At 64.0% G+C, this 25,049-nt stretch carries 20 protein-coding genes; 14 read left to right on the plus strand and 6 right to left on the minus strand.

What is annotated here, in order from left to right; translation table 11 throughout:
* Nucleotides 1–87: 87 nt before the first annotated feature.
* Nucleotides 88–879 carry a cytochrome C assembly family protein gene (locus ACVOLV_RS13420; RefSeq protein WP_481554834.1) on the minus strand — a complete coding sequence of 264 codons (792 nt, stop codon included), beginning with the start codon at nt 877–879 and terminating at the stop codon, nt 88–90.
* Nucleotides 880–989: 110 nt separating this feature from the next.
* Here ACVOLV_RS13420 and ffh point away from each other — a divergent pair, with 110 nt between their 5' ends.
* The 5 genes from ffh (at nt 990) to cls (ending at nt 6,363) form a co-directional block, all read left to right on the plus strand.
* Nucleotides 990–2,369 carry a signal recognition particle protein gene (ffh, locus tag ACVOLV_RS13425; RefSeq protein WP_303747022.1) on the plus strand — a complete coding sequence of 460 codons (1,380 nt, stop codon included), beginning with the start codon at nt 990–992 and terminating at the stop codon, nt 2,367–2,369.
* Nucleotides 2,370–2,407: 38 nt separating this feature from the next.
* The gene (locus tag ACVOLV_RS13430) at nt 2,408–2,842 is read left to right on the plus strand and encodes a hypothetical protein (protein ID WP_481546150.1); all 435 of its coding nucleotides are present in this window, start codon (nt 2,408–2,410) and stop codon (nt 2,840–2,842) included.
* Nucleotides 2,843–2,874: 32 nt separating this feature from the next.
* Nucleotides 2,875–3,948, plus strand: coding sequence for an NAD(P)H-dependent flavin oxidoreductase (locus ACVOLV_RS13435; protein WP_481554835.1), 1,074 nt, complete (start codon nt 2,875–2,877; stop codon nt 3,946–3,948).
* Complete coding sequence (locus tag ACVOLV_RS13440; protein WP_481554836.1) at nt 3,945–4,739, plus strand: aminotransferase class IV; 795 nt, start codon at nt 3,945–3,947, stop codon at nt 4,737–4,739. The genes ACVOLV_RS13435 and ACVOLV_RS13440 overlap by 4 nt, the downstream gene beginning before the upstream one ends.
* Nucleotides 4,740–4,863: 124 nt before the next feature.
* A complete protein-coding gene (cls, locus tag ACVOLV_RS13445; protein WP_481554837.1) occupies nt 4,864–6,363 on the plus strand; it encodes a cardiolipin synthase in 1,500 nt (499 codons plus the stop codon).
* 9 nt (nt 6,364–6,372) lie between these two features.
* Here the strand turns inward: cls and ACVOLV_RS13450 are convergent, their stop codons facing one another.
* From ACVOLV_RS13450 to ACVOLV_RS13465, 4 genes are all read right to left on the minus strand, one after another.
* A complete protein-coding gene (locus ACVOLV_RS13450) occupies nt 6,373–6,993 on the minus strand; it encodes an HD-GYP domain-containing protein (RefSeq protein WP_481554838.1) in 621 nt (206 codons plus the stop codon).
* Nucleotides 6,994–7,088: 95 nt separating this feature from the next.
* Nucleotides 7,089–10,688 carry a transcription-repair coupling factor gene (gene mfd / locus ACVOLV_RS13455; protein WP_481554839.1) on the minus strand — a complete coding sequence of 1,200 codons (3,600 nt, stop codon included), beginning with the start codon at nt 10,686–10,688 and terminating at the stop codon, nt 7,089–7,091.
* Nucleotides 10,689–10,824: 136 nt separating this feature from the next.
* Nucleotides 10,825–11,370 carry a GNAT family N-acetyltransferase gene (locus ACVOLV_RS13460; protein WP_057629682.1) on the minus strand — a complete coding sequence of 182 codons (546 nt, stop codon included), beginning with the start codon at nt 11,368–11,370 and terminating at the stop codon, nt 10,825–10,827.
* 96 nt (nt 11,371–11,466) lie between these two features.
* Nucleotides 11,467–12,324 carry a 23S rRNA (adenine(2030)-N(6))-methyltransferase RlmJ gene (locus ACVOLV_RS13465; protein WP_481554840.1) on the minus strand — a complete coding sequence of 286 codons (858 nt, stop codon included), beginning with the start codon at nt 12,322–12,324 and terminating at the stop codon, nt 11,467–11,469.
* Nucleotides 12,325–12,462: 138 nt separating this feature from the next.
* Between ACVOLV_RS13465 and creB the strand changes: the two genes are divergently transcribed.
* The 9 genes from creB (at nt 12,463) to ACVOLV_RS13510 (ending at nt 22,991) form a co-directional block, all read left to right on the plus strand.
* Complete coding sequence (creB, locus tag ACVOLV_RS13470; protein ID WP_481554841.1) at nt 12,463–13,164, plus strand: two-component system response regulator CreB; 702 nt, start codon at nt 12,463–12,465, stop codon at nt 13,162–13,164.
* A 3-nt stretch (nt 13,165–13,167) separates the two neighbouring features.
* A complete protein-coding gene (gene creC / locus ACVOLV_RS13475) occupies nt 13,168–14,604 on the plus strand; it encodes a two-component system sensor histidine kinase CreC (RefSeq protein ID WP_481554842.1) in 1,437 nt (478 codons plus the stop codon).
* Between the two features lie 82 nt (nt 14,605–14,686).
* Entirely contained in the window at nt 14,687–16,033 is a 1,347-nt protein-coding gene (gene creD / locus ACVOLV_RS13480; protein WP_481554843.1) for a cell envelope integrity protein CreD, read from the plus strand.
* 68 nt (nt 16,034–16,101) lie between these two features.
* On the plus strand, nt 16,102–16,485 hold the full coding sequence (locus ACVOLV_RS13485) for a hypothetical protein (RefSeq protein ID WP_481554844.1): 384 nt from the start codon (nt 16,102–16,104) through the stop codon (nt 16,483–16,485).
* Nucleotides 16,486–17,249: 764 nt separating this feature from the next.
* Nucleotides 17,250–17,855 carry a GNAT family N-acetyltransferase gene (locus ACVOLV_RS13490; RefSeq protein ID WP_481554845.1) on the plus strand — a complete coding sequence of 202 codons (606 nt, stop codon included), beginning with the start codon at nt 17,250–17,252 and terminating at the stop codon, nt 17,853–17,855.
* A complete protein-coding gene (locus tag ACVOLV_RS13495; RefSeq protein WP_481554846.1) occupies nt 17,852–18,736 on the plus strand; it encodes a carbon-nitrogen hydrolase family protein in 885 nt (294 codons plus the stop codon). Before ACVOLV_RS13490 ends, ACVOLV_RS13495 begins: the two co-directional genes overlap by 4 nt.
* Before the next feature lie 105 nt (nt 18,737–18,841).
* Nucleotides 18,842–20,434, plus strand: a complete 1,593-nt coding sequence (locus ACVOLV_RS13500; RefSeq protein ID WP_481554847.1) for a M20/M25/M40 family metallo-hydrolase — start codon at nt 18,842–18,844, stop codon at nt 20,432–20,434.
* Between the two features lie 657 nt (nt 20,435–21,091).
* Entirely contained in the window at nt 21,092–22,492 is a 1,401-nt protein-coding gene (gene gltX, locus ACVOLV_RS13505; RefSeq protein WP_481554848.1) for a glutamate--tRNA ligase, read from the plus strand.
* A 13-nt stretch (nt 22,493–22,505) separates the two neighbouring features.
* Complete coding sequence (locus ACVOLV_RS13510) at nt 22,506–22,991, plus strand: Fur family transcriptional regulator (RefSeq protein WP_282266682.1); 486 nt, start codon at nt 22,506–22,508, stop codon at nt 22,989–22,991.
* Between the two features lie 286 nt (nt 22,992–23,277).
* On the opposite strand, the gene ACVOLV_RS13515 is transcribed toward ACVOLV_RS13510, so the two are convergent.
* Nucleotides 23,278–24,978, minus strand: a complete 1,701-nt coding sequence (locus ACVOLV_RS13515) for an amidohydrolase (RefSeq protein ID WP_481554849.1) — start codon at nt 24,976–24,978, stop codon at nt 23,278–23,280.
* Nucleotides 24,979–25,049 lie beyond the last annotated feature (71 nt).

Genomic DNA, 25,049 nt, shown 5'->3' on the forward strand with positions numbered 1-25,049 from the left:
GCTTACGCCGCTCCCACAAAATGCGAATGGGCTGATGTATTGTCGGTAACGCCCTTGCCGAGCATGGCTCGGCACTACCGCCGGGGCTCAGCCGCGGCCCAGCACCAACTCGATCACGAACCGGCTGCCGAAGAACGCCAGCAACAGCAGCGCCATCGCCGTCAGGGTCCAGTGCACGGCCTTGCTGCCGCGCCAGCCGTAGCGGCGGCGGCCGATCAGCAAGGTGCCGAAGATGATCCAGGACAGCACGCTGAGCACGGTCTTGTGCACCAGCTTCTGCTCCAGCAGATCGTCGACGAACAGTACGCCGGTCAGCAGGGTCAGGGTCAGCAGGCAGAAGCCGACCGTGATGGTGCGGAACAACAGGGTTTCCAGGTCGGCCAGCGGCGGCAGGGCGCGTAACCACGGGCGGAAATCGCGGCGGCGCAAGGCCCGCTCCTGCAGCCACAACATGATCGCCAACAGCGCGGCAACGCTCAGCGTGGCGTAGGCCAGCAGGGCCAGCCAGGCATGGGTGGCCAGGCGCCAGCCCAGCAGCTTGCTCGGCTCATGGCCGTAGCCGTGGTAGACCAGCAACAGGATCGCCGCCATCGGGAACACCACAACGCCCAGCGCCGACATGCGCCCGCGCGCGCCAACCACGGTGGTCAGTGCCGCCATCCCCAGGCCTACCAGCGACAGCGCCGCGAAGAAGTGCATGTCCGGGCCGCCAGCGGTCTTGGCCGCCACCATCAGGTGGTAACCGGCGTGCAGCACTACTGCGCCGATGGTCGGCAACAGCCAGTTGCGTGGGGGCGGACTGCGCTCGCCGGCCAGCCCGCGGATCAGCAGGGCGGTGGACACCAGATAGAGTGCGGCGGCGATGAGAACGATTGTCATCGCTGCAGTTTCGCATACAGGCCCGTCGCTGGCGACGTGAACCGGCGGTAGCGGCGGCTGGTCGGTATACTAACTGTCTCTGTTTCCACGATTTCCGCAGGTTCCGTCGCATGTTCGAGTCACTGACCCAGCGCCTTTCCGGCACCATCGAGCGCCTGCGTGGGCGCGGCCGCCTGACTGAAGAAAACATCCGCGAGGCCACCCGCGAGGTGCGCATCGCCCTGCTGGAGGCCGATGTGGCCCTGCCGGTGGTGCAGGCCCTGATCGAGAAGATCAAGGTCCGCGCGGTCGGCCAGGAGGTGCTCAAGTCGCTGACCCCGGGCCAGGCCCTGATCAAGGTCGTGCGCGATGAGCTGACCGCCGTGATGGGCGCGCAGGCTACCGACCTGAACCTCAATGTGCCGGCGCCGGCCATCATCCTGATGGCGGGCCTGCAGGGTGCTGGTAAGACCACCACGGTCGGCAAGCTGGCCAAGCACCTGAAGGAAAAGCGCAAAAAGAAGGTGATGGTGGTGTCTGCCGACGTTTACCGTCCGGCCGCCATCGAGCAGTTGAAGACGCTGGCCGAACAGGTCGGTGTGCTGTTCTTCCCGTCCGCGTCCGACCAGAAGCCGGTGGACATCGTGCGTGCCGCCATCGAGGACGCGCGCAAGTCGTTCGTCGACGTGCTGCTGGTCGATACCGCAGGCCGCCTGGCCATCGACGAAGCGATGATGGCCGAGATCAAGGCCCTGCACGCGGCGGTCAACCCGGCTGAAACCCTGTTCGTGGTCGATGCCATGACCGGCCAGGACGCTGCCAACACCGCCAAGGCCTTCGGCGAGGCATTGCCGCTGACCGGCGTGGTGCTGACCAAGACCGACGGTGACGCCCGCGGTGGTGCCGCACTGAGCGTGCGTTACATCACCGGCAAGCCGATCAAGTTCACCGGTACCGGCGAAAAGGTCGACGGCCTGGATGTGTTCCACCCGGAGCGTGTGGCCAGCCGCATCCTCGACATGGGCGACGTGCTGTCGCTGGTGGAGCAGGTTGAGCAGCAGGTCGACAAGGACAAGGCGCAGAAGCTGGCCGAAAAGGTCGCCAAGGGCAAGAAGTTCGATCTGAACGACATGCGCGACCAGCTGGAACAGATGCAGAACATGGGCGGCATCGGCGGCCTGATGGACAAGCTGCCGGGCCTGGGGCAGATACCCGAGCACCTCAAGGCGCAGGTCAGTCAGAGCAAGGAAGTGCCGCGCATGATCGCCATCATCGGCTCGATGACCAAGAAGGAGCGCCGCAACCCGGGCCTGCTCAATGGCTCGCGCCGTGCCCGCATCGCGCGCGGCTCCGGTACCCAGCCGGCCGACGTCAACAAGCTGATGAAGCAGTACATGCAGATGGAAAAGATGATGGGCAAGCTGGCCGGTGGTGGCATGAAGGGCATGATGCGCAACATGAAGGGCATGCTCGGCGCCATGGGGGGCAAGGGCGGCCTGCCGTTCCGTTGATAACGTTTGATTCCAACCGGTTGAACAGGGAGTGGTGCATGAAGAACAGGATGTATCTGGTATTGGCTGTGCTGGCGCTGAGCGCCTGCGGTGAAGACCGCTCGATGTCGCAGAAGGCGGGTAGTGCGATCAGTGGCACCGCCACCGACTTCGTCGCCGGCCTGGGCGAGGGCGTGGACAAGCGCATGTCGCTGAAGCTCGACGTAGCACCGGAAGTGGCCAGCAATGGCATGACCGTGACCCTGGGCAAGAGCCGCGGCATGGGCTCCAAGGACGCCTCGGTGTATGTGGTGGCAACCAAGCCGTACAAGGGCGCATTCCTGGCACGCGCATTGGACGAGTCGGGTGCCGAAATCGGCCGCTCGCGGGTGGAAGTGGATTTCCCCGCCGATGATGCGCAGTATGTGAACTTCACTTTCAACGAAGAGATGGACAGCCAGCTGGTGCGTTCCTACGCTCTCTCGCTACGCTGAGTGGGCCTGGCACCGGCGGCTTGATCACCGCCATGCACAACGCCGTCATTTCAGCCCGGACCGAAGCGTTCTGCCAACGCTTCGGTCTTGAACTCCCCATCCTGTTGGCGCCGATGGCCGGCGCCTGCCCGGTACCGCTGTCTGCAGCGGTTGCCAATGCCGGCGGCATGGGCGCAATGGGCGCGGTGTTGTCTACGCCCGAACAGATCACGCAGTGGATGTACGCATTCGGCAAGCAGTCGTCGGGACCGACGCAGATCAATCTGTGGGTGCCGGATCCCGCGCCGTTGCGTGATCCTGCCGCTGAAGCGGCGACGCGCGAGTTTCTTGCCCAGTGGGGCCCGCCGGTTGCGGCAGAGGCGGGCGATGCCGGCCCGGCCGATTTCGATGCCCAGTTCGATGCACTGATTGCCGCCCGGCCTGCCGTGGCTTCGACCATCCTGGGGGTGTTCTCCGCCGCGCAGGTCACACGGCTCAAGGCCGCTGGCATTGCCTGGTTTGCCTGTGCAACCACCCTGAGTGAAGCGCTGCAGGCGCAGGCCGCTGGCGCTGATGCGGTGGTGGCACAGGGCATGGAAGCCGGCGGTCACCGCGGCGCGTTCGATGCCGCACAGGCGGAGCGGCAGATGGTGGGTTTGTTCGCCCTGCTGCCACGCTTGGTCGATCACCTGAGCGTGCCAGTGATTGCGGCTGGTGGTATTGCCGATGGCCGCGGCGTCGCTGCAGCCTTGATGCTCGGTGCCAGTGCGGTGCAGGTCGGCACTGCGTTCCTCGCTGCCGAGGAATCCGATATTCCCGACGCCTGGAAGCAGGCCTTGAGCGTTGCCGAGCCCGAAGCCACGCGGCCGACACGGGTCTTCAGTGGACGGCTCGGGCGTGCCTTGGATACCGACTATGTGCGTGCCGCCGAAGCTGCCGGTGCGCCTCGGCCGCGTCCGTATCCGGTGCAACGTGGGCTGACCGCCGCCATGCGCAAGCAGGCCAATGCCGCAAACCATCTCGATGCGATGCAGGCATGGGCGGGGCAATCGGCGTGGATGGCGCGACGCGCACCAGCAGCACAGATTCTGCAGATGATGTGGGCGCAGGCGCAGTCCCTGCCATGAGCGTGCTGTTCTGCAATGGGCAATTGGCCGATGCCGGCACCTTGAGTGCGGCGTTGGTCAATTACGGTCACTTCACTTCATTGCAGGTGCGCGGCGGCGCGGTACAGGGCTGGGCGCTGCATCTTGCGCGTCTGCAGCAGGGCACGCGCGAGCTGTTCGATGTTGAGCTGGATGGCGCGCAGCTCGTGACATGGCTGCGGCAGGCATTGCTGCAGCTCGATGCGGCCGACGCATCGGTGCGGATCACGGTGTTCTCGCGCCAGTTCGATTTCCGCCAGCCGCTGCGCGCGGTGCCGGTGGATGTATTGATCGGCATCGCTGCGCCGGCACCGATTCCAGCGCTTGCGCGTTCGGTGCTGCCGCTGCCGTATCAACGCGAGTTGGCGCATATCAAGCACGTGGGCACCTTCCCGCTGTTCCAGTTGCGCAGGCAGGCGATGCAGCGTGGCTTTGATGATGCGCTGTTTGTCGATGCACAAGGCCACATCAGCGAAGGCAGCACCTGGAACCTGGCGTTCTGGGACGGCGCACAGGTGCATTGGCCGCAGGCCTCGGCGCTGCGCGGCTGCACCGAGCGTCTGCTGATGGATGGTTTGAACGCGCTTGGGCAGATGCAGGTGCAAGCCGAGCTGCCGTTGTCGGCGCTGGCGCGGTTCAGTGCTGCGGTGGCATTCAATGCGTCCGGTATCTGGCCGTTGGCCGCTATCGGTGAGCAACGGTTCGAGCAGTCCGATCAGTTGCTGGCCACGCTGCAAACCGCTTTGGCGCAAACGCCTTGGCTTGCCCTTTAGCACTGGAAGCTTGTGCCCTTGTGGGCTGCGGGTTGGAGGGGCTTGATCAAGTGTGCACGCCACGTTTGCTATTGCGTGCGCGTTGCGAACCTTGTCTTCGATTCGACCACTATCGGGAGCTTGCATGGTGCTGGACCTGAGTGATCCGCAGGCGACACTGCAGTGGCTGATGAGCGTGCTGCTGTTCGTGCTGCATCTGCTGGTCGCTGCGCGGGCGCTGACCCGCGCCAACCGGACGCCTGCATCCCGCGCAGCGTGGGTATTGGTGATCATGCTGGCGCCGGTGATCGGCATGCTGGCCTACCTGTTGCTCGGCGAAACCAATGTTGGCCGGGCACGTCTGCGCCGGCTGCAGCAGACGGCGCGGATGCTCGCGGATTTGAATGACGCCGCTCATAGCGACGCCGGGATGGCATCGCTGCCTGCGTCAGCGGCGTCGTTGTTTGCCTTGGCGGCATCGATCAACGGCGCACAACCTCAGTCAGGTAATCGGATTCGTCTGCTCGGTGCCGTCGACAGCCACCCAGCAGCGCCGATGGACGACTGCAGGGCTGCCATCGATGTGCTGGTGCGCGATATCGAGCAGGCGCAGCAGAGTGTGCATATCGCTTTCTATATCTGGCTGGATGACGGTGCCGGTGGTCGCGTTGCTGATGCAGTTGCCGCTGCGGCAGGTCGTGGCGTCGCCTGCAGGGTGATGGTGGATGCGCTGGGTTCGCGCGCCTTCATCGGCAGCCCGCGTTGGAAGCAGCTGAGCCGGGCCGGGGTCAAGCTGCTGCGGACCCTGGACGATCTCAATCGTCTGCAGCACGTGGCTTTCAGTCGCATGGATCTTCGTGATCACCGCAAGATCGTGGTCGTCGACAACCGCATTGCCTACTGCGGAAGCCAGAATTGCGCCGATCCGGAATTCCGGATCAAGCCACGCTTCTCCCCTTGGATTGACCTGCTGCTGCGCTGTGAAGGCCCGGTGGTGGCGCAGACGCAACGGCTGTTCCTCAGCGGCTGGATTCCGGAGAGTGGTGAGCAGGGTTTGGGCGGGTATGCGGCCGACGTGGCGCAGTCGTTCGCTGATGGCTGCGTGGCGCTGGCATTTGAAACCGGTCCGGTTACCCGCCACAACGTGATGGCCGATATGTTTGTGGCCTGTGTGTATGCGGCGCGGTGCGAACTGGTGATCAGTACACCGTACTTCGTGCCGGATGAAGCGTTGCTGCGTGCAATCTGTGCGGCGCCACGCCGCGGCGTGCGCACGCGGCTGATCCTGCCCAAGCACAATGACTCCTGGCTGGTTGGGCAAAGCAGTCGCAGCACCTATGCCGATCTGTTGCAGTATGGCGTGGAAGTCTACGAGTATCCGCTGGGCCTGCTGCATGCAAAGTCGCTGACGATCGATGGCGAGATTGCCCTGCTCGGCTCGGCGAACATGGACCGACGCAGCCTTGAATTGAACTTCGAGAACAACCTGCTGGTCGCCGACAGCGCGGTCACAGCGAGCATCGTGCAGCGGCAGGAAGCCTATTTGTCGGTATCCGAGCCGGTGCTGCTGGAACAGGTGCTGGCATGGCGATTGCCGACGCGGCTGCTGCAGAACGCAGTAGCGATGATGTCGCCGGTGCTGTGAGCTGCCGGTTCAGGCCGCAGGACGGGTGTCGCCGCGCAACAGTCCCATGAACTCACTGAACAAACGTCGGTCGATCAGGCGGCCGCGATCATTGGCGAGAATCTCGATCGCGTGCTGGGTGGCCATCGCGTCGCGATAGGGGCGCTGCGAGGTCATCGCATCGAAGCCATCGACGATGGTCAGGATGCGTGACTCAAGCGGAATGTCTTCGCCCTGCAGGCCATGCGGGTAGCCGCTGCCATCCCAGGCTTCGTGGTGATGGCGGATCAAGGTGGCAACGGCCTTGGCATCGCTGCGGCCGGTAGCGGTAAACAGGCGTGCACCGCGTTCCGGGTGCGAACGCATGGCGGACATCTTGTCGTCGTCCAGCTTGCCGGGATAGAGCAGTACTTCGTCACGGATGCCGATCTTGCCGACATCATGGAAGCGGGCGGCGAGCACGAGGTGACCAATGCGTTCCTCGGACAGCTCGCAGCGCTGACCCATGGCCTGGGCCAGCTGCGAGACGCGGTCGCAATGGTGGTCGGTATAGCTGTCGCGCTGGTCGAGCGCGGCGGCCAATACGTCGATGGCGCAGCTACTGTCCTCAGGTGGAAGCGACAGGCCTACGGGTGTGGTGATCGGGGACATGAAGACGGAGCCGGGTGGACGGCTACGAGCGTAATCGGGGGGGCGTTATTTTCAACGCCCTTCCACTTTCACGCAATATTCACGGGATTTTTCGTTCAGGCGCGTCCCGGATGCAGCGTCGTCAGCAGCGCTCTTGCCGCGTTGAAGCGGTCCGCGCTTTCCGGCAACGGATGCTTGATGCGCAGCTTGTCCGGGCCATCCATCTGGTAGAGCTTGGGCTGCTTCTGGATCAGCTGGATCACCACCATCGGGTCGATGTTGGGCTTGCTGTCAAACACGATACGGCCACCGTTCTCACCCAGCTCCAACTTGCGGATGCCCAGTTCGTTGGCCTGCAGCTTGAGCTCGGCGATGGCGAACAGGTGCTTCACCGGATCCGGCAACAGGCCGAAACGATCAATCATTTCCACCTGCAGTTCGCGCAGGCGCTCGCTGTCGCGCGCGGAGCTGATGCGCTTGTACAAGGTCAGGCGGGTGTGCACGTCGGGCAGGTAGTCTTCCGGAATCAAGGCCGGAACATGCAGTTCGACGTCGGCACCGCGTGCCTCTTCGCCGGCATCCAGATCCGGCAGCTTGCCCGACTTGATCGAGCGTACCGCGCGCTCCAGCAGCTCGGTGTACAGGCTGAATCCGATCTCGGCCATCTGCCCGCTCTGGTCTTCGCCCAGCAACTCACCGGCGCCACGGATTTCCAGATCGTGGGTGGCCAGGGTGAAGCCGGCGCCCAGCTCATCCATCGAGGCGATGGCTTCCAAACGCTTCTGCGCATCACCAGTGATCGAGCGCTTGTCCGGCACCAGCAGGTAAGCGTAAGCGCGGTGATGCGAGCGACCAACGCGGCCACGCAGCTGGTGCAACTGCGCAAGACCGAAGCGGTCGGCGCGGTTGATGATGATGGTGTTGGCATTCGGGATGTCGATGCCCGACTCGATGATGGTACTGGCCAGCAGCACGTTGAAGCGCTGCTTCTGGAAATCCAGCATCACCCGTTCCAGCTCGCGCTCGGGCATCTGCCCGTGCGCCATGCCGATACGTGCCTCCGGCACCAGCTCGGACAGCTCGCGCTGCATCCGGCCCATGCTCTCCACATCGTTGTGCAGGAAGTACAGCTGACCACCACGCGACAACTCACGCTGGAAGGCTTCGCGCAGCTGCGCGTTGTCCCAGGCGGTGATGAAGGTTTTGACTGCCAAACGGTTCGGCGGCGGCGTGGCGATGATCGACAGATCACGCAGGCCGGCCATCGCCATGTTCAAGGTGCGCGGGATCGGCGTCGCGGTCAGGGTCAGCAGGTGCACGTTGGCGCGCATTGCCTTCAGCGCTTCCTTCTGGCGCACGCCAAAGCGCTGCTCTTCATCGACGATGACCAGGCCAAGATCCTTGAACTTCACGTCCGGCTGCAACAGCCGGTGCGTGCCGATGATCACATCGATGGTGCCTTCGGCGACCTTGTCGAGCTCGGCCTTGATCTCCTTGCTGGTCTTGAAGCGCGACAGCACTTCCACCCGCAGCGGGTAATCGGCGAAGCGGTCGCGGAAGTTGCGGTAATGCTGTTCGGCCAACAGCGTGGTCGGCACCAGCACCGCAACCTGTTTGCCGCCGCTTGCCGCCGCGAAAGCAGCACGCAGCGCGACTTCGGTCTTGCCGAAGCCGACGTCGCCACAAACCACGCGGTCCATCGGCTGGCTGGATTGCAGGTCACGCAGAGTCGCTTCGATTGCTGCCTGCTGGTCGGGGGTTTCCTCGAACGGGAAGCCAGCCGCGAACGGCTCGTACAGCGAGCGGTCGATATCCAGCGCCAGCCCGGCGCGCGCGCGGCGACGGGCCTGGATTTCCAGCAGCTCGGCGGCAACGTCGCGGACCTTTTCGGCAGCCTTGCGCTTGGCCTTGGCCCACTGCTCGCCACCGAGTGAATGCAGCGGCGCGGTTTCCGGCGACGCACCGGAGTAGCGGCTGATCAGGTGCAACTGCGCGACCGGCACATACAGGCGGTCGCCCTTGGCGTATTCGATGTCGAGGAATTCGCCGGGCATGCCGCCGACATCCATCGCGATCAAACCGCGGTAACGGCCAACACCATGGTCCTCATGGACGATGGGCGCGCCTTCGGTCAGCTCACCAAGGTCACGGATGATGGCCTCGGGTTCACGCCCAGCCCGACGCGTACGCCGCGCCTGGCCAGCACGTTCCGGGAACAGCTGGCGCTCGGTAAGCACGGCCAAGGCCGGCTCGCTGAGCGCAAAGCCGTCATCCAGCGGCGCAACGGTAATGGCGAAGCGACTAAGCCCCGCTTTGCTCTTGCTTAGCCCCTCTCCCGTTAACGGGAGAGGGGTTGGGGTGAGGGCACTCTTGCTCTTGCTTTGGCTAGGAGCCTTACCCCCATCCGACCCTTCGGGCCACCTTCCCCCGATGGGGGAAGGAAGAAAGTCGTTGAAGCTGCCCACAACCTCAGGCCGCAACTCCGCCGCCTGCAATACCTCCAACAAGGCCTCACGCCGTCCCGGCGAATCCGCCGCGATCAGCACCCGGCCCGGGTAGTGCTCGATGAAAGATTTCAGCGCCTGCCCAGCCGGCGCATCCTTGGCCGCGACCGGCAATGGCGGCAGCGGTTGGTCGCCCAGCGGCTGCGCCTCGGCTGCGCGCGGATGATCGGCCGCGCACACTTCCACGCGCGGCAGCTTGTTGAACTGCTCGCGCAGCTTGTCCGGCGACTGGTAGATCTCGTCCGGCGGCAGCAGCGGCCGTTCGATGTCGTGGCGGCGCTGTTCGTAGCGGCTGTTGGTCTGCAGCCAGAACGCATCGGAGGCTTCGCTGACGCCGCTGCCGAGCACGGTCATGAAACCGTCCGGCAGGTAGTCGAACAGGGCTGCGGTCTGGTTGAAGAACAGCGGCAGCATGTATTCGATGCCCGAAGGCAGCAGGCCGGCCTTCAGATCCTGGTACAGCGGGCTGCGCCGGGTATCCACGTCGAAGCGTTCGCGCAGCGACGCCAACACCTTGTTGAGGCTGGCCTCGTCCATCGGCACTTCGCGGCCGGGCAGCATCTTCACTGCCGTCACCTTGTCCAGCGAGCGCTGCGATTCCGGGTCGAACTCGCGGATGGAGTCGATGTCCTCGTCCAGCAGCTCGATGCGCAATGGCGTATCGGCGCCCATCGGATAGACGTCGAGCAGGCCGCCACGCACGGCGAAGTCGCCCGGGTCCATTACCTGCCCGACATTGCGGTAGCCCGCGCTTTCCAGGCGACGCTTCTCCGCGTCCATGTCCAGGCGCTGGCCAACCTTCAGGTCGAAGCTGCCACCGACGATGTAGCTCAGCGGCGCCAAACGCTGCAGCAGCGTCTGCACCGGCACCACGACGATGCCTTGCTTCAGCGTCGGCAACCGGTGCAATGCGGCCAGGCGCTGCGAAATGATGTCCGGGTGCGGGCTGAACTGGTCGTAGGGCAGGGTTTCCCAATCCGGGAACGGCACCACCGGCAACGGGCTGTTTGCACCCAGCAGCGTTTGCAGGTCAGCTACCAGTTGATGCGCGCTGTGGTTGTCACGGGTGATCAGCAACAGCGGCTTGGCATGCGCCTGTGCGGCGCAGGCAACATGCCAGGCCAGGGCGCTGCTGGAAGCCGGAGCGCGCCACCAGGCGCGGAGCTGGCCCGAACGGGGCAGCGGCGGAATGGGGTAGGTGATAGGCGACATGAACCGCGAATTTTACCAGATGCGCCCCGCTCGCCTCATTGGGGCTCGTCTGGCTTGTGGGCGCAGGCGGCCCAGGGCCGCAAACGCAACAGGCGCCTTGTGGGCGCCTGTCGTGGAGCGAGCAGAAAACTGACGCTTAATTGGCTAGTTCCAGCACCATCCGCACCAGCCCAGGGGCAGCTGCGGGGTGCGGCACCTGCTTGAAACCCAGCGAGGCCGCCAGTTGCAGCATGGGCTCGTTGTCCTGGGCGATGTCGCCATACAGGCGGTCCAGGTACTTGCCGCGTGCCCACTTCACCAGTTTGCGCATCAATTGCCGGCCCAGACCCTGGCCGGCGAGGAAGCCGCTGACCAGGATCGCGTATTCGGCATCGCGGGTGCCCGGGATGATCGAGGCGCGGGCCACCGCACCGACCACCGCTTCACCGGGCGGCAGCGGCTCGGCCGCCACCAGCGCGATCTCGGTCTTCGGGTTGGGGTGGGTCAGGCGCTGGGCGGTCTCATCGGACAGCGATTCAACCGACTGCAGGAACTTGTCACGCACCTCTTCCGGCCCGAACAGGGCGAACGCGCCCTGCAGCGGTGCGCCGTCTTCCGGGCGGATTGGCCGTATCAGCAGCTCACGGCCGCTGGGTGCCTTGAAATTTTCATGCCACGGGGGCATGCGGTTGCGAGTGGCCATGACTACGTTTCCTCCAAAGTCGCCTGATTCTGTCACCGTGAGTGCTACGTTCTGTGAACGCGGTCCAAAGCGGGTGCAGACTGCCGGCGACGCCCGTCATTCGGGGGTCTTCAGCCACTCCAGTCGGGTCGAGGCACCGGTTTCACCCAGATACTGCTTCAGCACGGGCAAAGCCGGGGCCAACACCTGCTCAAACTGCCATGGCGGGTTCAGCAACAGCATCCCACTGCCATTCAGACGCAGCGGAGAGTCGTCGGCCCTCACCATCAGCTCGGTCACCAGGATGGACTTGGCCGGCAGGGCGGCCGCCTTGCGGAAAAACGGCTGCAGGGTGCGGCGCTGCTTGATCGGGTACCAGACCGCGCACTGCGCCTGCGGCATCCGGGTCAAAATCTCACGGACTGTTGAGATGATCAGCGGGTACTCGGCGTCCTGTACTTCATACGGGGGGTCGATCAGCACCAGCGCCCGGCCGATCTTGATGGCACCGCTCTTGGGCGGCAGGAAGGCGCGGATGGCTTCATAGCCGTTGCCGGCGTGGACCTGTACCCGGCGGTCATGGGCGAACAGTTCCTTGAGCGCGGTGACTTCGTCCTTCTGCAGCTCGCAGGCGGCCATGCGGTCCTGCTCGCGCAGGGCGCGTGCGGCCAGCAGCGGCGAGCCGGGGTAGGAGATCAAGGCGCCAACCGGGTTGTCGGCCTGCACCGCGCGCAGATACTGCTCCACCACTTCAGGCAGTGAAGGGGTGGTCATCAGTCGCAGCACGCCTTCATCGATCTCGGCGGTTTTGCGGCTTTCCTCGGCGGACAGCAGGTAACGGCCGCGGCCGGCATGCGTGTCCAGCACGAAGAAGGGCGAGTCTTTGCGCTTGAGCGCGTCGATCATCGCCAACATGACGATGTGCTTGAGGACGTCGGCGTGGTTGCCGGCGTGGAAGGCGTGGCGATAATTCATGGGCGGAGTTTACGGCTTGCCGCGCTGCATGGGCGTTTTGATCGCCTGCCACCACGCCATGGGCGGCTGCAGAGGGGGATTTGGTCCCTTGTTGCCCGCAGCGCTGGCGTCTGCGGCAAGGGCAGCTATGCTGATGCGATGTCAAACCAACCAGCCCGGGTACTCGTCGTCGAAGACGAGGCCGCCATCGCCGATACCCTTCTTTATGCGCTGCGCAGCGAAGGCTATGCCGCCAGCCATTGCGCGCTGGGCCGCGAGGCCTTGGCGCTGCTGCGCCAGGACGGCGCCGATGTGGTGGTGCTGGATGTGGGCCTGCCGGATCTGGGCGGTTTCGAGGTCTGCCGTGAGCTGCGCACTTTCAGCCAGGTGCCGGTGATCTTCCTGACCGCCCGCAACGACGAGTTCGATCGGGTGCTGGGGCTGGAGCTGGGTGCCGACGATTACGTGACCAAGCCATTCTCGCCCCGCGAGATGGTCGCGCGGGTGCGTGCACGGCTGCGTCGGACCACGCCTGCTGTGCCGATTGCGGCCGCAGCGGGGGGCTGGAAGCAGCTGGGTCGGTTCGCGATCGATCACGACGGCCGCCGCATCCGCTACGACGAGGCACTGCTGGACCTGACCCGCTACGAGTACGCCTTGCTGGCGGCGCTGCTGCAGCGCCCCGGCGCGATCCTGAGCCGGGCACAGCTTATGGAGCGCGGTTGGGATCACACCAGCGACAGCACCGATCGCACCGTCGATACCCATGTCAAAACCCTGCGCGCAAAGCTGCGTGCGGCCGGCGCGCAGGGCGAACCGATCCGCACCCACCGCGGCGTCGGCTACGCCCTGGATGTCTGACCGATGCGTATCGGGCTGAAGCTGTTCCTGGGGTTCTTCCTTATTGTCGGCATCGCCGCGTTCTTCGTGATGCGGGTGTTCGTCAACGAAGTGAAGCCCGGCGTGCGCCAGGCGATGGAGTCCACCCTGGTGGATGCGGCCAACGTGCTGGCGGTGATGGCTGCGCCGGATCTGAAGGCCGGCCACATCGGCGACGGTGACTTCGCCGCACGCCTGGCCACCGCCCAGCGGCGCGATCCCAAGGCGATGGTGTGGCGGTTCCCCAAGCGCAGCATCGATTACCGGGTGACGGTGACCAATGCGCAGGGCATCGTGGTCTACGACTCGCGCGGGCAGGACGTGGGGCGCGACAACTCGCGCTGGAATGATGTCTACAAAACCCTGCGTGGCGAGTACGGCGCACGTTCCAGCCCGGAGATACCGGGTGAAGAGATCAATACCGTGATGCACGTGGCCGCGCCGATGTATGACCCGGCCGACGGCCGCACCCTGATCGGCGTGCTGACACTGTCGCAGCCCAATGACACCATCGATCCGTTCATCGTTGCCAGCCAGCGCGCCATCATCGCGCGCGGTGCCTGGTTGATCGGGCTGTCGGCACTGATCGGACTGTTGATGACCTGGTGGCTGTCGCGCGGCATCAGCGGGTTGAGTCGTTATGCCAAGGCGGTGAGTGCCGGTGAGCCGGTGCCACCGCCGAAGCGGCGCCGCGACGAGATCGGCGACCTCGGCCAGGCGCTGGAAACCATGCGCCGCAAACTCGAAGGCAAGGCCTATGTCGAGCAGTACGTGCAGTCGCTGACCCATGAAATGAAGAGCCCGCTGGCGGCGATACGCGGCGCCGCCGAGTTGTTGCAGGAGCCCTTGCCGGAAGCCGATCGGCAGCGCTTCGCCGCCAATATCGTGCAGCAGGAGCGCCGCCTGACTGAAACCATCGATCAGCTGCTGCGCTTGGCCGAGGTGGAACAGCACGGCTGGCTGCAGCGGCGCACCGAGGTGGATCTGGTCGCGGTCTGCCGCGCGCTGGCCGAGGATGCAGCGCCACGTCTGCAGGCTGGGCAGATCCAACTGGATGTGGAACTGCCGGAGCAGGCAGCGGTGCAGGGCGATACCTTCCTGCTGCGGCAGGCGCTATCGAACCTGCTGGACAATGCGATTGCGTTCTCCGCGCCGGGTGGCCGCATCGTCTTGAGCGTGCAACGCCAGCAGCAGAACTGGCGTATCGCCGTTCGGGATAATGGACCAGGTGTGCCGGAGTACGCCCAAGGACGGGTGTTCGAGCGTTTCTACTCGCTGGCAAGGCCGGCTACCGGACAGCGCAGTTCCGGCCTGGGCCTGCCGTTCGTGGCCGAGGTGGCGCGCCTGCATGGCGGCGTCGCGCAGCTGGGCAATCATCCTGAAGGCGGCGCCGAAGCGCGCCTGCTGCTGCCGGCTGACTGACTTCACATTCGCTTCAAATTCGGCACAAACCCTGCTCACTGGTCGCGTTCAACCTGTCCCTGTTTCCACACGAGGACGGGACATGACTTCCCTGAAACTGCTGTTGCGCTTCGCCATTGTCGGCGGGCTGGTGTTGTTGCTGCTGATTCCCCTGCTGCTGATCCGCAGCACCATCAACGAGCGTGAGCGCTACCGCGACGAGGCGGTCGAACGGGTATCGCAGAGCTGGGCTGGCGAGCAGTCGCTGATCGGCCCGGTTCGGGTGCTGCCGTGGACCCAGCAGCGTGAAGTGGATGTTCCGGCCGAAGGCGACAAACCGAGCAGGACCGAGCTGCGCGTAGAAAGCGGCTATGACCTGCAGATGCCGACACGCTTGAACGTGCAGGGCAACATGCGCACCGATGAGCGCACCGTGGGCCTGTTCAAGGTGCCGGTCTACAACTGGCAGGCCAAGCTGCAGGCTGAGTTTGCCGAGAGCAGTTATGTCGCGGTGCCGGGCCGGACCTATGGCCGCCCCTATCTGGCCTTGGGTATCTCCGACGTGCGAGGTCTGGTCGGTACGCCGAACCTGCGCGTGGACGGTCGTGCGATCCAGCTGCAGCCGGGCGCAGGCGCTTTGGAGGGGACCTCCAAGGGCCTGCATGCGCCGCTGTCGGTCTTGCCCGATTCGATGCAGGGCGTACTGCGTGAGGGTGGCAAGGTCGAGCTGGAGTTCGTGCTGGGCGGCACCCGTTCGCTGGCCGTCGCACCGGTGGGTGATGACACCCGTGTTTCCTTGTCTTCTCCCTGGCAGCACCCGCTGTTCGGCGGCAGCTTCCTGCCCAATGAGCGCAGCATCGATGCCAGCGGTTTCAAGGCGGAGTGGGCGGTGTCATCGCTGGCCTCGGCGGCGCAGTCGCAGTTGGTCAGGGCGATCCGCAGCGATGGTGGCAGCGTGGAGGCCCTGAACGTGGCCTTGGTGGACCCGGTGGACACCTATACGCAGGTGGACCGGGCCAGCAAGTACGGCATCCTGTTCGTGTTGCTGACCTTTGTGGGTTTCGCGCTGTTCGAGTTGATCAAGCAGTTGAAGATCCATCCGCTGCAATACCTGTTGGTGGGTTTGGCGCTGGCGATCTTCTTCCTGTTGCTGCTGAGTCTGTCCGAGCAGATTGCGTTCTGGCAGGCGTATCTGGCGGCTGCGGCGGCGTGTATTGGCCTGCAGGGTTTCTATCTGAGCGGGGTGCTGCATAGCTGGAAACGCGGTGTCGGTTTCGCGACGATGCTGACGCTGTTGTACGGCGTGCTGTATGTGTTGCTGGTCTCGGAGAACAACGCGCTGTTGATGGGTTCGCTGCTGCTGTTCGGCATTCTGGCGGTGATCATGTGGATCACCCGCAAGCTGGACTGGTATGAGTTGAGCAGTCGTGCGATGAGCAAGCAGGGCTGATCAAGCCGGCTGCGATGACGGGGCGGGGTGGCGTTGGCCATCCCGCTTCTTTCGTAAGGAGGAAGGACATGAATCGTGCTTTGATCCATCAGCGTGCGCGGCGTCTGTTGCCTGCGGGTATCGAGACCTGTGGTTTGTTGCACTTCGGCATGGGGCCGGGGCAGGTGGAGCGGGTGTTGTTGGGCAGTGTGTTTGGTGGTGGGCAGGCGCAGGGGGTTGTTGCCTTGCGTTTGTCGTTGTCGACGGCGTTGGCGATCCAGCGCAAGGGCTTGCGCTACTTCGAGGCCGGGAATTGGGTGTATTCGGCGTTTGCGGCGGAGGGTGCTTCGTTCGCTGCCGAGGTGTTGCCATCCGGTCACGGGGCCGGCTATTCGGCGGTGGCATTGGATGGACGGGCGTGGTTTGTGGTGCTGCCGGTGGAGCGCTTGGTGGTTTATGGGTGGTGGGAGTGAGTGGAGCGGTTGTTTGGTGGGTTGCGTGATACTGCTGTTCTCCGATTTTCGGCGGAAATCCATAGGCGTGCAGTCGAAAAGCGGGGCGTTCGAAGAGCATCCCCGCGAAGGCGGGCCGAAGATATGCACCGAGCTGCATGACACTCCCTTCTCCCGCTTGCGGGGGAAGGTGCCCGGAGGGCGGATGGGGGGAGCTTTGGGTTTTGCTGTTGCTCTCTTTTTATGAAAGGCCAAGGCGACAGCAACAGCTTTCACTCCCCTACGGGGAGCGAGTTACTTCTCTTTGCTTGTGCAAAGAGAAGGTAACCAAGAGAAACACACCCTGCCTCCGCGCCCACGCCGCTACGCGACGCGGGTCTACTCCGCTGGCAGGATTTTTCGACGATACATCCCTGTATCGTCGAAAAACGACGTGCATCCATGCACGTCGCCCCGTGCGGGGTCTTGTCTGCCAGCTCCGTCGCTGCGGAAGGGGCCCGGTACGTCAAAAGCTGAGCAAGAACAAAAGCACGAGCAACTGCAACTGCAAGAGCAACCTCAATCGTAACCAAAGCTGGAGCCGAGACTTGAGCTGGCGGTCACCGCCGCGGTCACTTTGGCGGATAAGGCTCCGCAGTTTCCTACTGCGGTGTCCAATGACGCGATAGATGCAATTGCAGCTTGAAGCCCATCTTCCCTCGCTGGAGAGGGGTTGGGGAGAGGGGGAGTCACGCGGGATAAGCTGAAGAAGCGCGTCCTTCCACCGCAGACCTTAGAATCCCCGCATGCACTCAACTCCCACCATCACCAGCCTGCTCGGCCAGCAACTGCTGCCCTATCTCGACGACATCGCGCGTCTGCGTATCCAGGTGTTCAATGATTGGCCCTATCTCTACCAGGGCAGTCTTGACTATGAGCGTGACTATCTGGCCGCTTACGCGGCGACGCCGGATGCGGTGTGCGTAATCGCACGCTCCGGTGACGCGGTTGTGGGGGCGTCGACCGGGTTGCCGCTGCTCGATGATGGGCCGGCTTTCCGCAAGCCGTTCGAGCAGGCGGGTATCGATCCTGCCCGGGTCTTCTATTTCGGCGAATCCGTGCTGCTGCCTGCGTATCGCGGGCAGGGCATCGGTCATGCGTTCTTCGATGCACGCGAGGCACATGCGCGTGCGCTGGGCCGATTCACGCTTACCGCGTTCTGCGCGGTAGACCGGGCCGATGATGACCCGCGTCGACCAGCCGGGCATCGTGACAATGGAGTGTTCTGGCATAAGCGCGGTTACCAGCGTCAGCCCGGCATGACCATGCAGTTGCAGTGGGAGGAGGCAGGGCGGGGCAATGTCATGCATCCTTTGACGTTCTGGACACGCACGCTGGAGTCCGTCGCATGAAGATCGCCGTAGCACGTTATCCGGTGGGCTCGCCCGCCAGCTTCGAAGCGTTCGCCGCGCGCCAGGCGCAGGTGCTGGGCGAAGCCGCCGCTGCTGGTGCGCGCATCGCGGTGCTGCCGGAATATCTGTCGCTGGAACTGGCTGCCAGTTTTGGTCGGCCAATTTTCAGTGATCTGGCGGCGTCGCTGGCGGCCATCCAGCAGTATCGCCAGCGTTGGCTGGAACTGTTTTCCGACCTGGCGCGGGAACTGGACATGCACGTGGTGGCCGGCAGTTTCCTGCTCGATGACGGCAATGGGCGCTTCCGCAACCGGTGCGACTGGCTGACGCCGCAGGGCCTGCATCTGTGGCAGGACAAGCTGCAGCTCACCGGTTTCGAGAAGGGCACCGGCATCATTGATCCTGGTGATGCACTTAAAGTTTTCGAGATCGACGGCGTCCGTGTTGGTGTGGCCATCTGTTACGACAGTGAATTTCCGTTGCCGGTGCGGCGTCAGTACGAAGCCGGTGCGCGCTTGTTGATCGTGCCAAGTTGTACCGATACCGCCGCCGGAGCGATGCGCGTGCGCGTCGGTTGCCTCGCTCGCGCGCTGGAGAACCGGATGTTCGTGGCGCAGTCGGTCACCGCTGGGCTCGCCGAATGGAGTCCGGCGCTGGATGTAAATACAGGCGAGGCTGCGATCTATGCACCGATGGATGTGGGTTTCCCCTCTGACGGCGTGCTGGCGCAGACTGATGATCAAACGCTGTGGGCTTATGCCGATCTCGACTTTGCCGCCTTCGAGGCCAGCCGCAAGCGTGCCCAGGTGGCCAATGACCGTGATTGGCAAAGCCAGCTGCGGCCTGCGCTGGCCTATGCGGTGGTGACCCGCGCGGACTGAAGCGCGACGGGCGTCGGCAAACCATGACCATTGGCCGACTCGATGCGGCGGACTGCTGGCTAGACTCGGTGGTTTGTCGTCATTGGGCCTTGGGCCGGGGGAAGCATGATCAAGCGGGGTTTGTTGGCGTTGTGCATGGGCTTGGCGGTGAGCGCTACGGCGCAGGCGGCCGAGCAGGTGGATCTGGATATGGTCAGCAAGATCCGCCAGGAGGCGTTCCACCGTTCGCAGGTGATGGATACCTTCAGCCATCTGACCGAAACCATCGGCCCGCGCCTGAGCAACTCGCCGGCCATGACCCAGGCCAATGCCTGGAGCCGTGGCAAGTTCAACGAGTGGGGCCTGGTCAATGTGCATGACGAGGCCTTCGAGGACTTCGGTCGTGGTTGGGAATTCACTTCGGCCAGCGTCGAGATGCTGGGCCAGCGCGTGCAGCCGCTGCATGCCTTGCCGAAGGCGTGGACGCCGGGTACCAATGGTGCGGTGGAAGGCGAGCTGATCCAGGTCGATATCAAGAAGCTGGCTGACCTGGAGAAGTACAAGGGCAAGCTGCGCGGCAAGATCCTGCTGCTCGGTGATGCGCGCGAGTACAAGCGTGGCACCGAGTCCGATTCGCATCGGCATGACGCGACCTCGCTGGAAGGCCTGCAGGCTTTCACCATTCCGAAGACGGCGGAAGAGGATCGCGCAAAGCGGCTCAAGGAGTTCAATGAGCGCCAGGAGCTGACCAAGGCAGTCAACGCGTTCTTCATTGAAGAAGGTGCGTTGGCGTCTATCAGCATCAGTGGCTGGGACAACGGCATCATCCGTGTGGCTGGCGGTGGTTCGCGCAAGGCCGGCGAGTCGGTGGGTATCCCGGAACTGGCAATGATCGCCGAGCACTTCAATCCGTTGGTGCGAGCGCTGAAGGACAAGCAGACGGTGACGCTGCGGGTCAACGTGGATGCGCGCTTCACCGACGACACCAACCAGCCGGGCCACAACACGCTGGCTGAGATCCGTGGCAGCAGCAAGGCTGACGAGATCGTGATGCTGGGTGCGCACATGGACTCCTGGCACACCGGTACCGGTGCGGCCGACAACGCGGCAGGTGTTGCGGTGATGATGGAGGCGATGCGCATCCTCAAGGCGGTGGGCGCCAAGCCCAAGCGCACCATCCGCGTGGGTCTGTGGAGTGGTGAAGAGCAGGGGCTGATTGGTTCGCAGGCCTATGTGGCGCAGCATTTCGCACGTTATCCGGAGCCAACCGATCCGGTGCAGAAGGCGCTGCCGGCGTCCTTGCGTGAGCCGACCGGTCCGTTGCAGAAGCTGCGTGACTACGAGAAGTTCCAGGTGTACTTCAACATGGACAATGGTTCGGGCCGGTTCCGTGGCATCTATGCGCAGGAAAACATGGCGGCGATGCCGATCTTCGAGGCGTGGTTGAAGCCGTTCAACGATGTGGGTGCGACCACGGTGGCTACGCGCAACACTGGTAGCACCGATCACATCAGTTATGACCGGGTGGGGCTGCCGGGCTTCCAGTTCATCCAGGACCGCCTGGATTACTTCAGCAATGTGCATCACAGCCATCTGGATACCTGGGATCACGCGGAGCCTGAGGATCTGAAGCAGGCGGCGGCGATCGTTGCATCGTTCGTCTACAACGCTGCGATGCGTGAGGAGCGGTTCCCGCGCAAGCCGTTGTTGGAGAAGTGAGCTAGCCGCGTTTGCTTGAAGGAAGGGCCGCATCGCGGCCCTTCTGCTTTCCGCGCAGAACAAACAGACGCTTGGTGCGTCCCTTCTCCCGCCTGCGGGGGAAGGTGCCCGAAGGGCGGATGGGGGGAGCTTTGGCTTCGGTTGTTGCTCTAAGCAACAGCAAGATCAAAAGCTTTCACTCCCCTGCGGGGAGCGAGTCACTTTGACCAGCCATTCGGCTGTTAAAGAGCTCTTCCTTGCTTGTGCAAAGAAGAAGTAACCAAATGAAACACACCCTGCCTCCGCGCCCACGCCGCTGCGCGGCGCGGGTCCACTCCACTGGCAGGATTTTTCGACGAGACATCCCTGTCTCGTCGAAAAACGACGTACACCCGTGTGCGTCGCCCCGTGCGGGGTCTTGTCTGCCAGCTCCGTCGCTGTGGAAGGGGCCCGGTAGGTCAAAAGCTGGAGCAACGGCCGAAGCAGAAGCTGAAGCAGAAGCCAGAGCCAGAGCTGCCCTCACCCCAACCCCTCTCCCGTGAACGGGAGAGGGGCTTGCAGCTGCAGGTAGCGGGTTTTGCTGCGTTTTCTGGCCGGTGCGCGAAGGGCTGAAGCGGGTTCGAAGCACCGACAGGGGGGAAAAGGTAAAATGTCCCGATTCCAACTTCTGCGCCCGTCATGACCGTCCGTACCCGCTTTGCCCCCAGTCCCACCGGCTACCTGCATATTGGTGGCGCCCGCACCGCGCTGTATTGCTGGCTGGAAGCGCGTCACCGTGGCGGTGAGTTCGTGCTGCGCATTGAAGATACCGACCGTGAGCGCTCCACCCAGGCCGCCATCGACGCCATCCTCGAGGCGATGGACTGGCTGGGCCTGGGTTATGACGAAGGCCCGATCTACCAGACCGCGCGCGTCGCCCGTTACCAGGAAGTGGCCGAGCAGCTGATCGCCTCGGGCAAGGCGTATTACGCCTACGAGACCAAGGAAGAGCTGGACGCCATGCGCGAGGCCGCCATGGCCAAGCAGGAAAAGCCGCGCTACAACGGCGCTGCCCGTGAGCTGAACCTGCCGTACAAGGACGATCCGAACCGCGTCATCCGCTTCAAGAACCCGCTTGAAGGCACGGTGCTGTTTGATGACCTGATCAAGGGCAATATCGAGATCGCCAACAGCGAGCTGGATGACATGGTCATCTTCCGCCCGGATGGCTACCCGACCTACAACTTCGCAGTGGTGGTCGACGATTGGGACATGAACATCAATGAGGTCATCCGCGGTGATGACCACATCAACAACACCCCGCGCCAGATCAACCTGTACGAGGCCATCGGCGCGCCGGTGCCGAAGTTCGGCCACATGCCGATGATCCTGGACGAGCAGGGCGCCAAGCTGTCCAAGCGCACCGGCGCAGCCGACGTGATGCAGTACAAGGACGCCGGCTACCTGCCCGAGGCGCTGTTGAGCTACCTGGCCCGTCTGGGCTGGTCGCATGGTGACCAGGAGATCTTCACCCGCCAGGAGCTGATCGACCTGTTCGATGTCACCAACTGCAATTCCAAGGCCGCGCGCCTGGACATGGCCAAGCTGGGCTGGGTCAACCAGCACTTCCTGAAGACCGAGACGCCGGAGTCCATCGTCCCGCACCTGGTCTACCAGCTGGACAAGCTCGGCCTGGACATCGGCAAGGGCCCGGCCCCGGTCGATGTGGTCATCGCCCTGCGCGAGCGCGTGCAGACCCTGAAGGAAATGGCCGAGAAGGCCGTGGTCTGGTACACCCCGCTGAGCGAATACGACGAAGCCGCCGTGGCCAAGCACTTCAAGGTTGGCGCTGAAGTTCCGCTGGCCAAGGCCCGTGAACTGCTGGCCGCTGCTGAATGGACCGCCGAAGGCGTGTCCGTGGCACTGCACGAGGTGGCTGCGCAGTTGGAGATCGGCATGGGCAAGGTCGCCCAGCCGCTGCGCGTGGCCATTACCGGCACCCAGGTGAGTCCTGACATTTCCCATACCGTGTATCTGGTGGGGCGCGACGAGGCCTTGAAACGCATCGACGCCGCACTCATCAAGATCCCAACGGCCTGACCCCGAGGTAGACATGACCGACGCACACTCCTGTACCGCCCCGCACCACCACGTCGAAGACGCGGCCGGCTTTGTCGCGGTGGTCGAACGGGTGTGCCGCGAGCGCGGATTGCGGCTGACCCCTATCCGCGCCAACGTGTTGCGGCTGATCGCCGAGGCCGGCAAGCCGGTCAAGGCCTACGAGCTGCTGGAATGGGTGCGTGAAGGCAAGGGCGTGGGCGCCGATGCCCCGCCCACGGTCTATCGCGCGCTGGATTTCCTGATGGCCAACGGCTTCGTGCACAAGCTGTCGTCGGTCAACTCCTTCGTCGCCTGCCACCACCCGAGCAGCAACCAGCACTCGGTGCCGTTCCTGATCTGCGACCGCTGCCATAGCGCAGTGGAACTGGAAGACCGCGACATCGTCCGCCAGCTGGAAGCCCGTGCCAAGGAGCTGGGCTTCAAGCCGCAGGCACAGACGCTGGAAGTACACGGACTGTGCGCGAACTGCGCAGGCTGAGGCGTTAGCCCCTCTCCCTGCGGGGAGAGAGGGGCAGCTTGCGAACCATTGGTTCGCTGCCCATCGAACGCCCTTGCGCCAGCGCCAGCGCAAGGGCTGGGGTGCGGAGCAGGGGTTGGGGAGAGGGTGAAGCGCCCCGCGGAACTGATTTTTGTAGGAGCGGCGTAAGCCGCGAAGCCGATAGGCTTCGACCGCCCCGGTTACTTCGGTGCGGTCGATGCGCCATCGGCTTCGGATGTTGCGGTGGTTTCGCGGCTTACGCCGCTCCTACAACAGCCTACTGTGCTTACGGCTTCGGCTTTGCTTCGTAGACCACCTCGCCATCCTTGATGGTCTGCAGCACCTTGATGGTGTGCAGCTGGCTGCGTTCGATGCTAAGCGGGTTGTCCGACAGCAGCGCCAGGTCCGCACGCTTGCCGACTTCGATCGAGCCCTTGCTGCTCTCTTCGCCGTATTGCCGTGCTGCCCACAAAGTGATCGCCTTCAGTGCGATCAGCGGTGATACACGCTGATCCGGTCCCAGCACACGACCACTGCGGGTCACGCGGTTGACCGTGGCATCCAACACCCGCATCGAATCCGGGAAAACCACCGGCGCATCGTGGTGCGAGGTGAACACCATGCCCGCATCCAGCACCCATTGCGTGGGCGAGATGTTCTCGGCGCGCTCCGGGCCAAGCACCGAATCGCGGTGCCAATCGCCCCAGTAATAGGTGTGCATCGGGAACAGCGAAGGGAAGATGCCGAGCCGGCGCAGCTCGCCAACCTGGTCCTTGCGCAGGGTCTGGCCGTGGATCAGCACCGGGACAAGATGCTTGTCCGGGTACCTGGCTTCAGCGGCGGCTACTGCGTGGATCAGCTGGTCGATGGCGGCATCGCCATTGGCATGCGCCAGCACCTGCCAACCATGGCCCCAGGCCTGGGTGATGAGGTCATCGACCTTGGCGGTGGGGAAGGCGGGATAACCGGCATAGTCCGGCTTCTCGCCTTCGGGAACCTTGTAGTAGGGCTTGGTCAGCCAGGCGGTCTTGCCCTGTGGCGAGCCGTCCAGGCTGATCTTCACCCCGCCGATGCGGTAGTGATCGGTGTAGTTCAGTCCATAGAACGGGCCTTGCATGGCCGGGTTCTGCAGGGCCACTTCAATATCGGGATAGGCCACCACGTCGATCTTGAGCTTGCCGGCCTTGGCCGCCATCGGCAGCAGCTGCAAGGTGCCGGCGTCGCTCTTGCCGTCCTGGGCGGTGGTGTAGCCGTATTTCATGTACAGCGCCTGGCCGGCTTCGAGCATGGCCAGCGACTGTTCGGCAGTCATCGCCGGCATCAGCTTGGCCAGGGCGATGTTGTGCGCGCTTTCCTCCAGAACGCCATCAGGCACGTTGCTGCCCGGTTCGCGACGGATCACGCCGCCAGGCGGATTGGGCGTGTCAGCATTGATGCCGGCCAGCTCCAGCGCCTTGCTGTTGTAGGCACCGAGATGGCCGGATTGGTGCATCAGGATGATTGGTATATCGGTGGCGATCGCATCCAGATCCTGCCGGGTCGGGTGGCGCTGTTCGACCAGTTGCGAGTCGTCGTAACCGAAGCCGATCAGCACTTTGTAGCCTTCGGGTGTGGTCGGATGCGCGCGGAATTCGCGCATGATCTTCTGCAGTGCGGGTATCGAGTTGCCTTCGCCATCGGGTGCGGGCAGCAGGTTGGCCGACAGTGCCTGCAGGCCGACGCCTGAGACATGGCCGTGCGCATCGATGAAGCCCGGCGTCAGTGTGTGGCCCTGCAGATCAACCTGCTGCGCCTGCGGGCTGAAGTGGCGTGCGGCCTTGCGGGTGCCGACAAAGGCGATGCGGCCGTCGCGCACGACGATGGCCTCGGCGTTGGGTTGTTTGTCATCCACGGTGATGATCGGGCCGCCGGAGTACAGCGTGTCGGCTGCGTTGGCGTTGGTGGCTGTGAGTGCAGCCAGTACGGAAAGGGCCAGTAGCAGTTTCACCGAGGATTCTCCCGGTTGGGGACAGGGCTACAGCCTAGCGCTTCAGGGCCTCCCGTGTGGCTGCGGGGAGG

This window comes from Stenotrophomonas sp. STEN023, assembly GCF_056760135.1.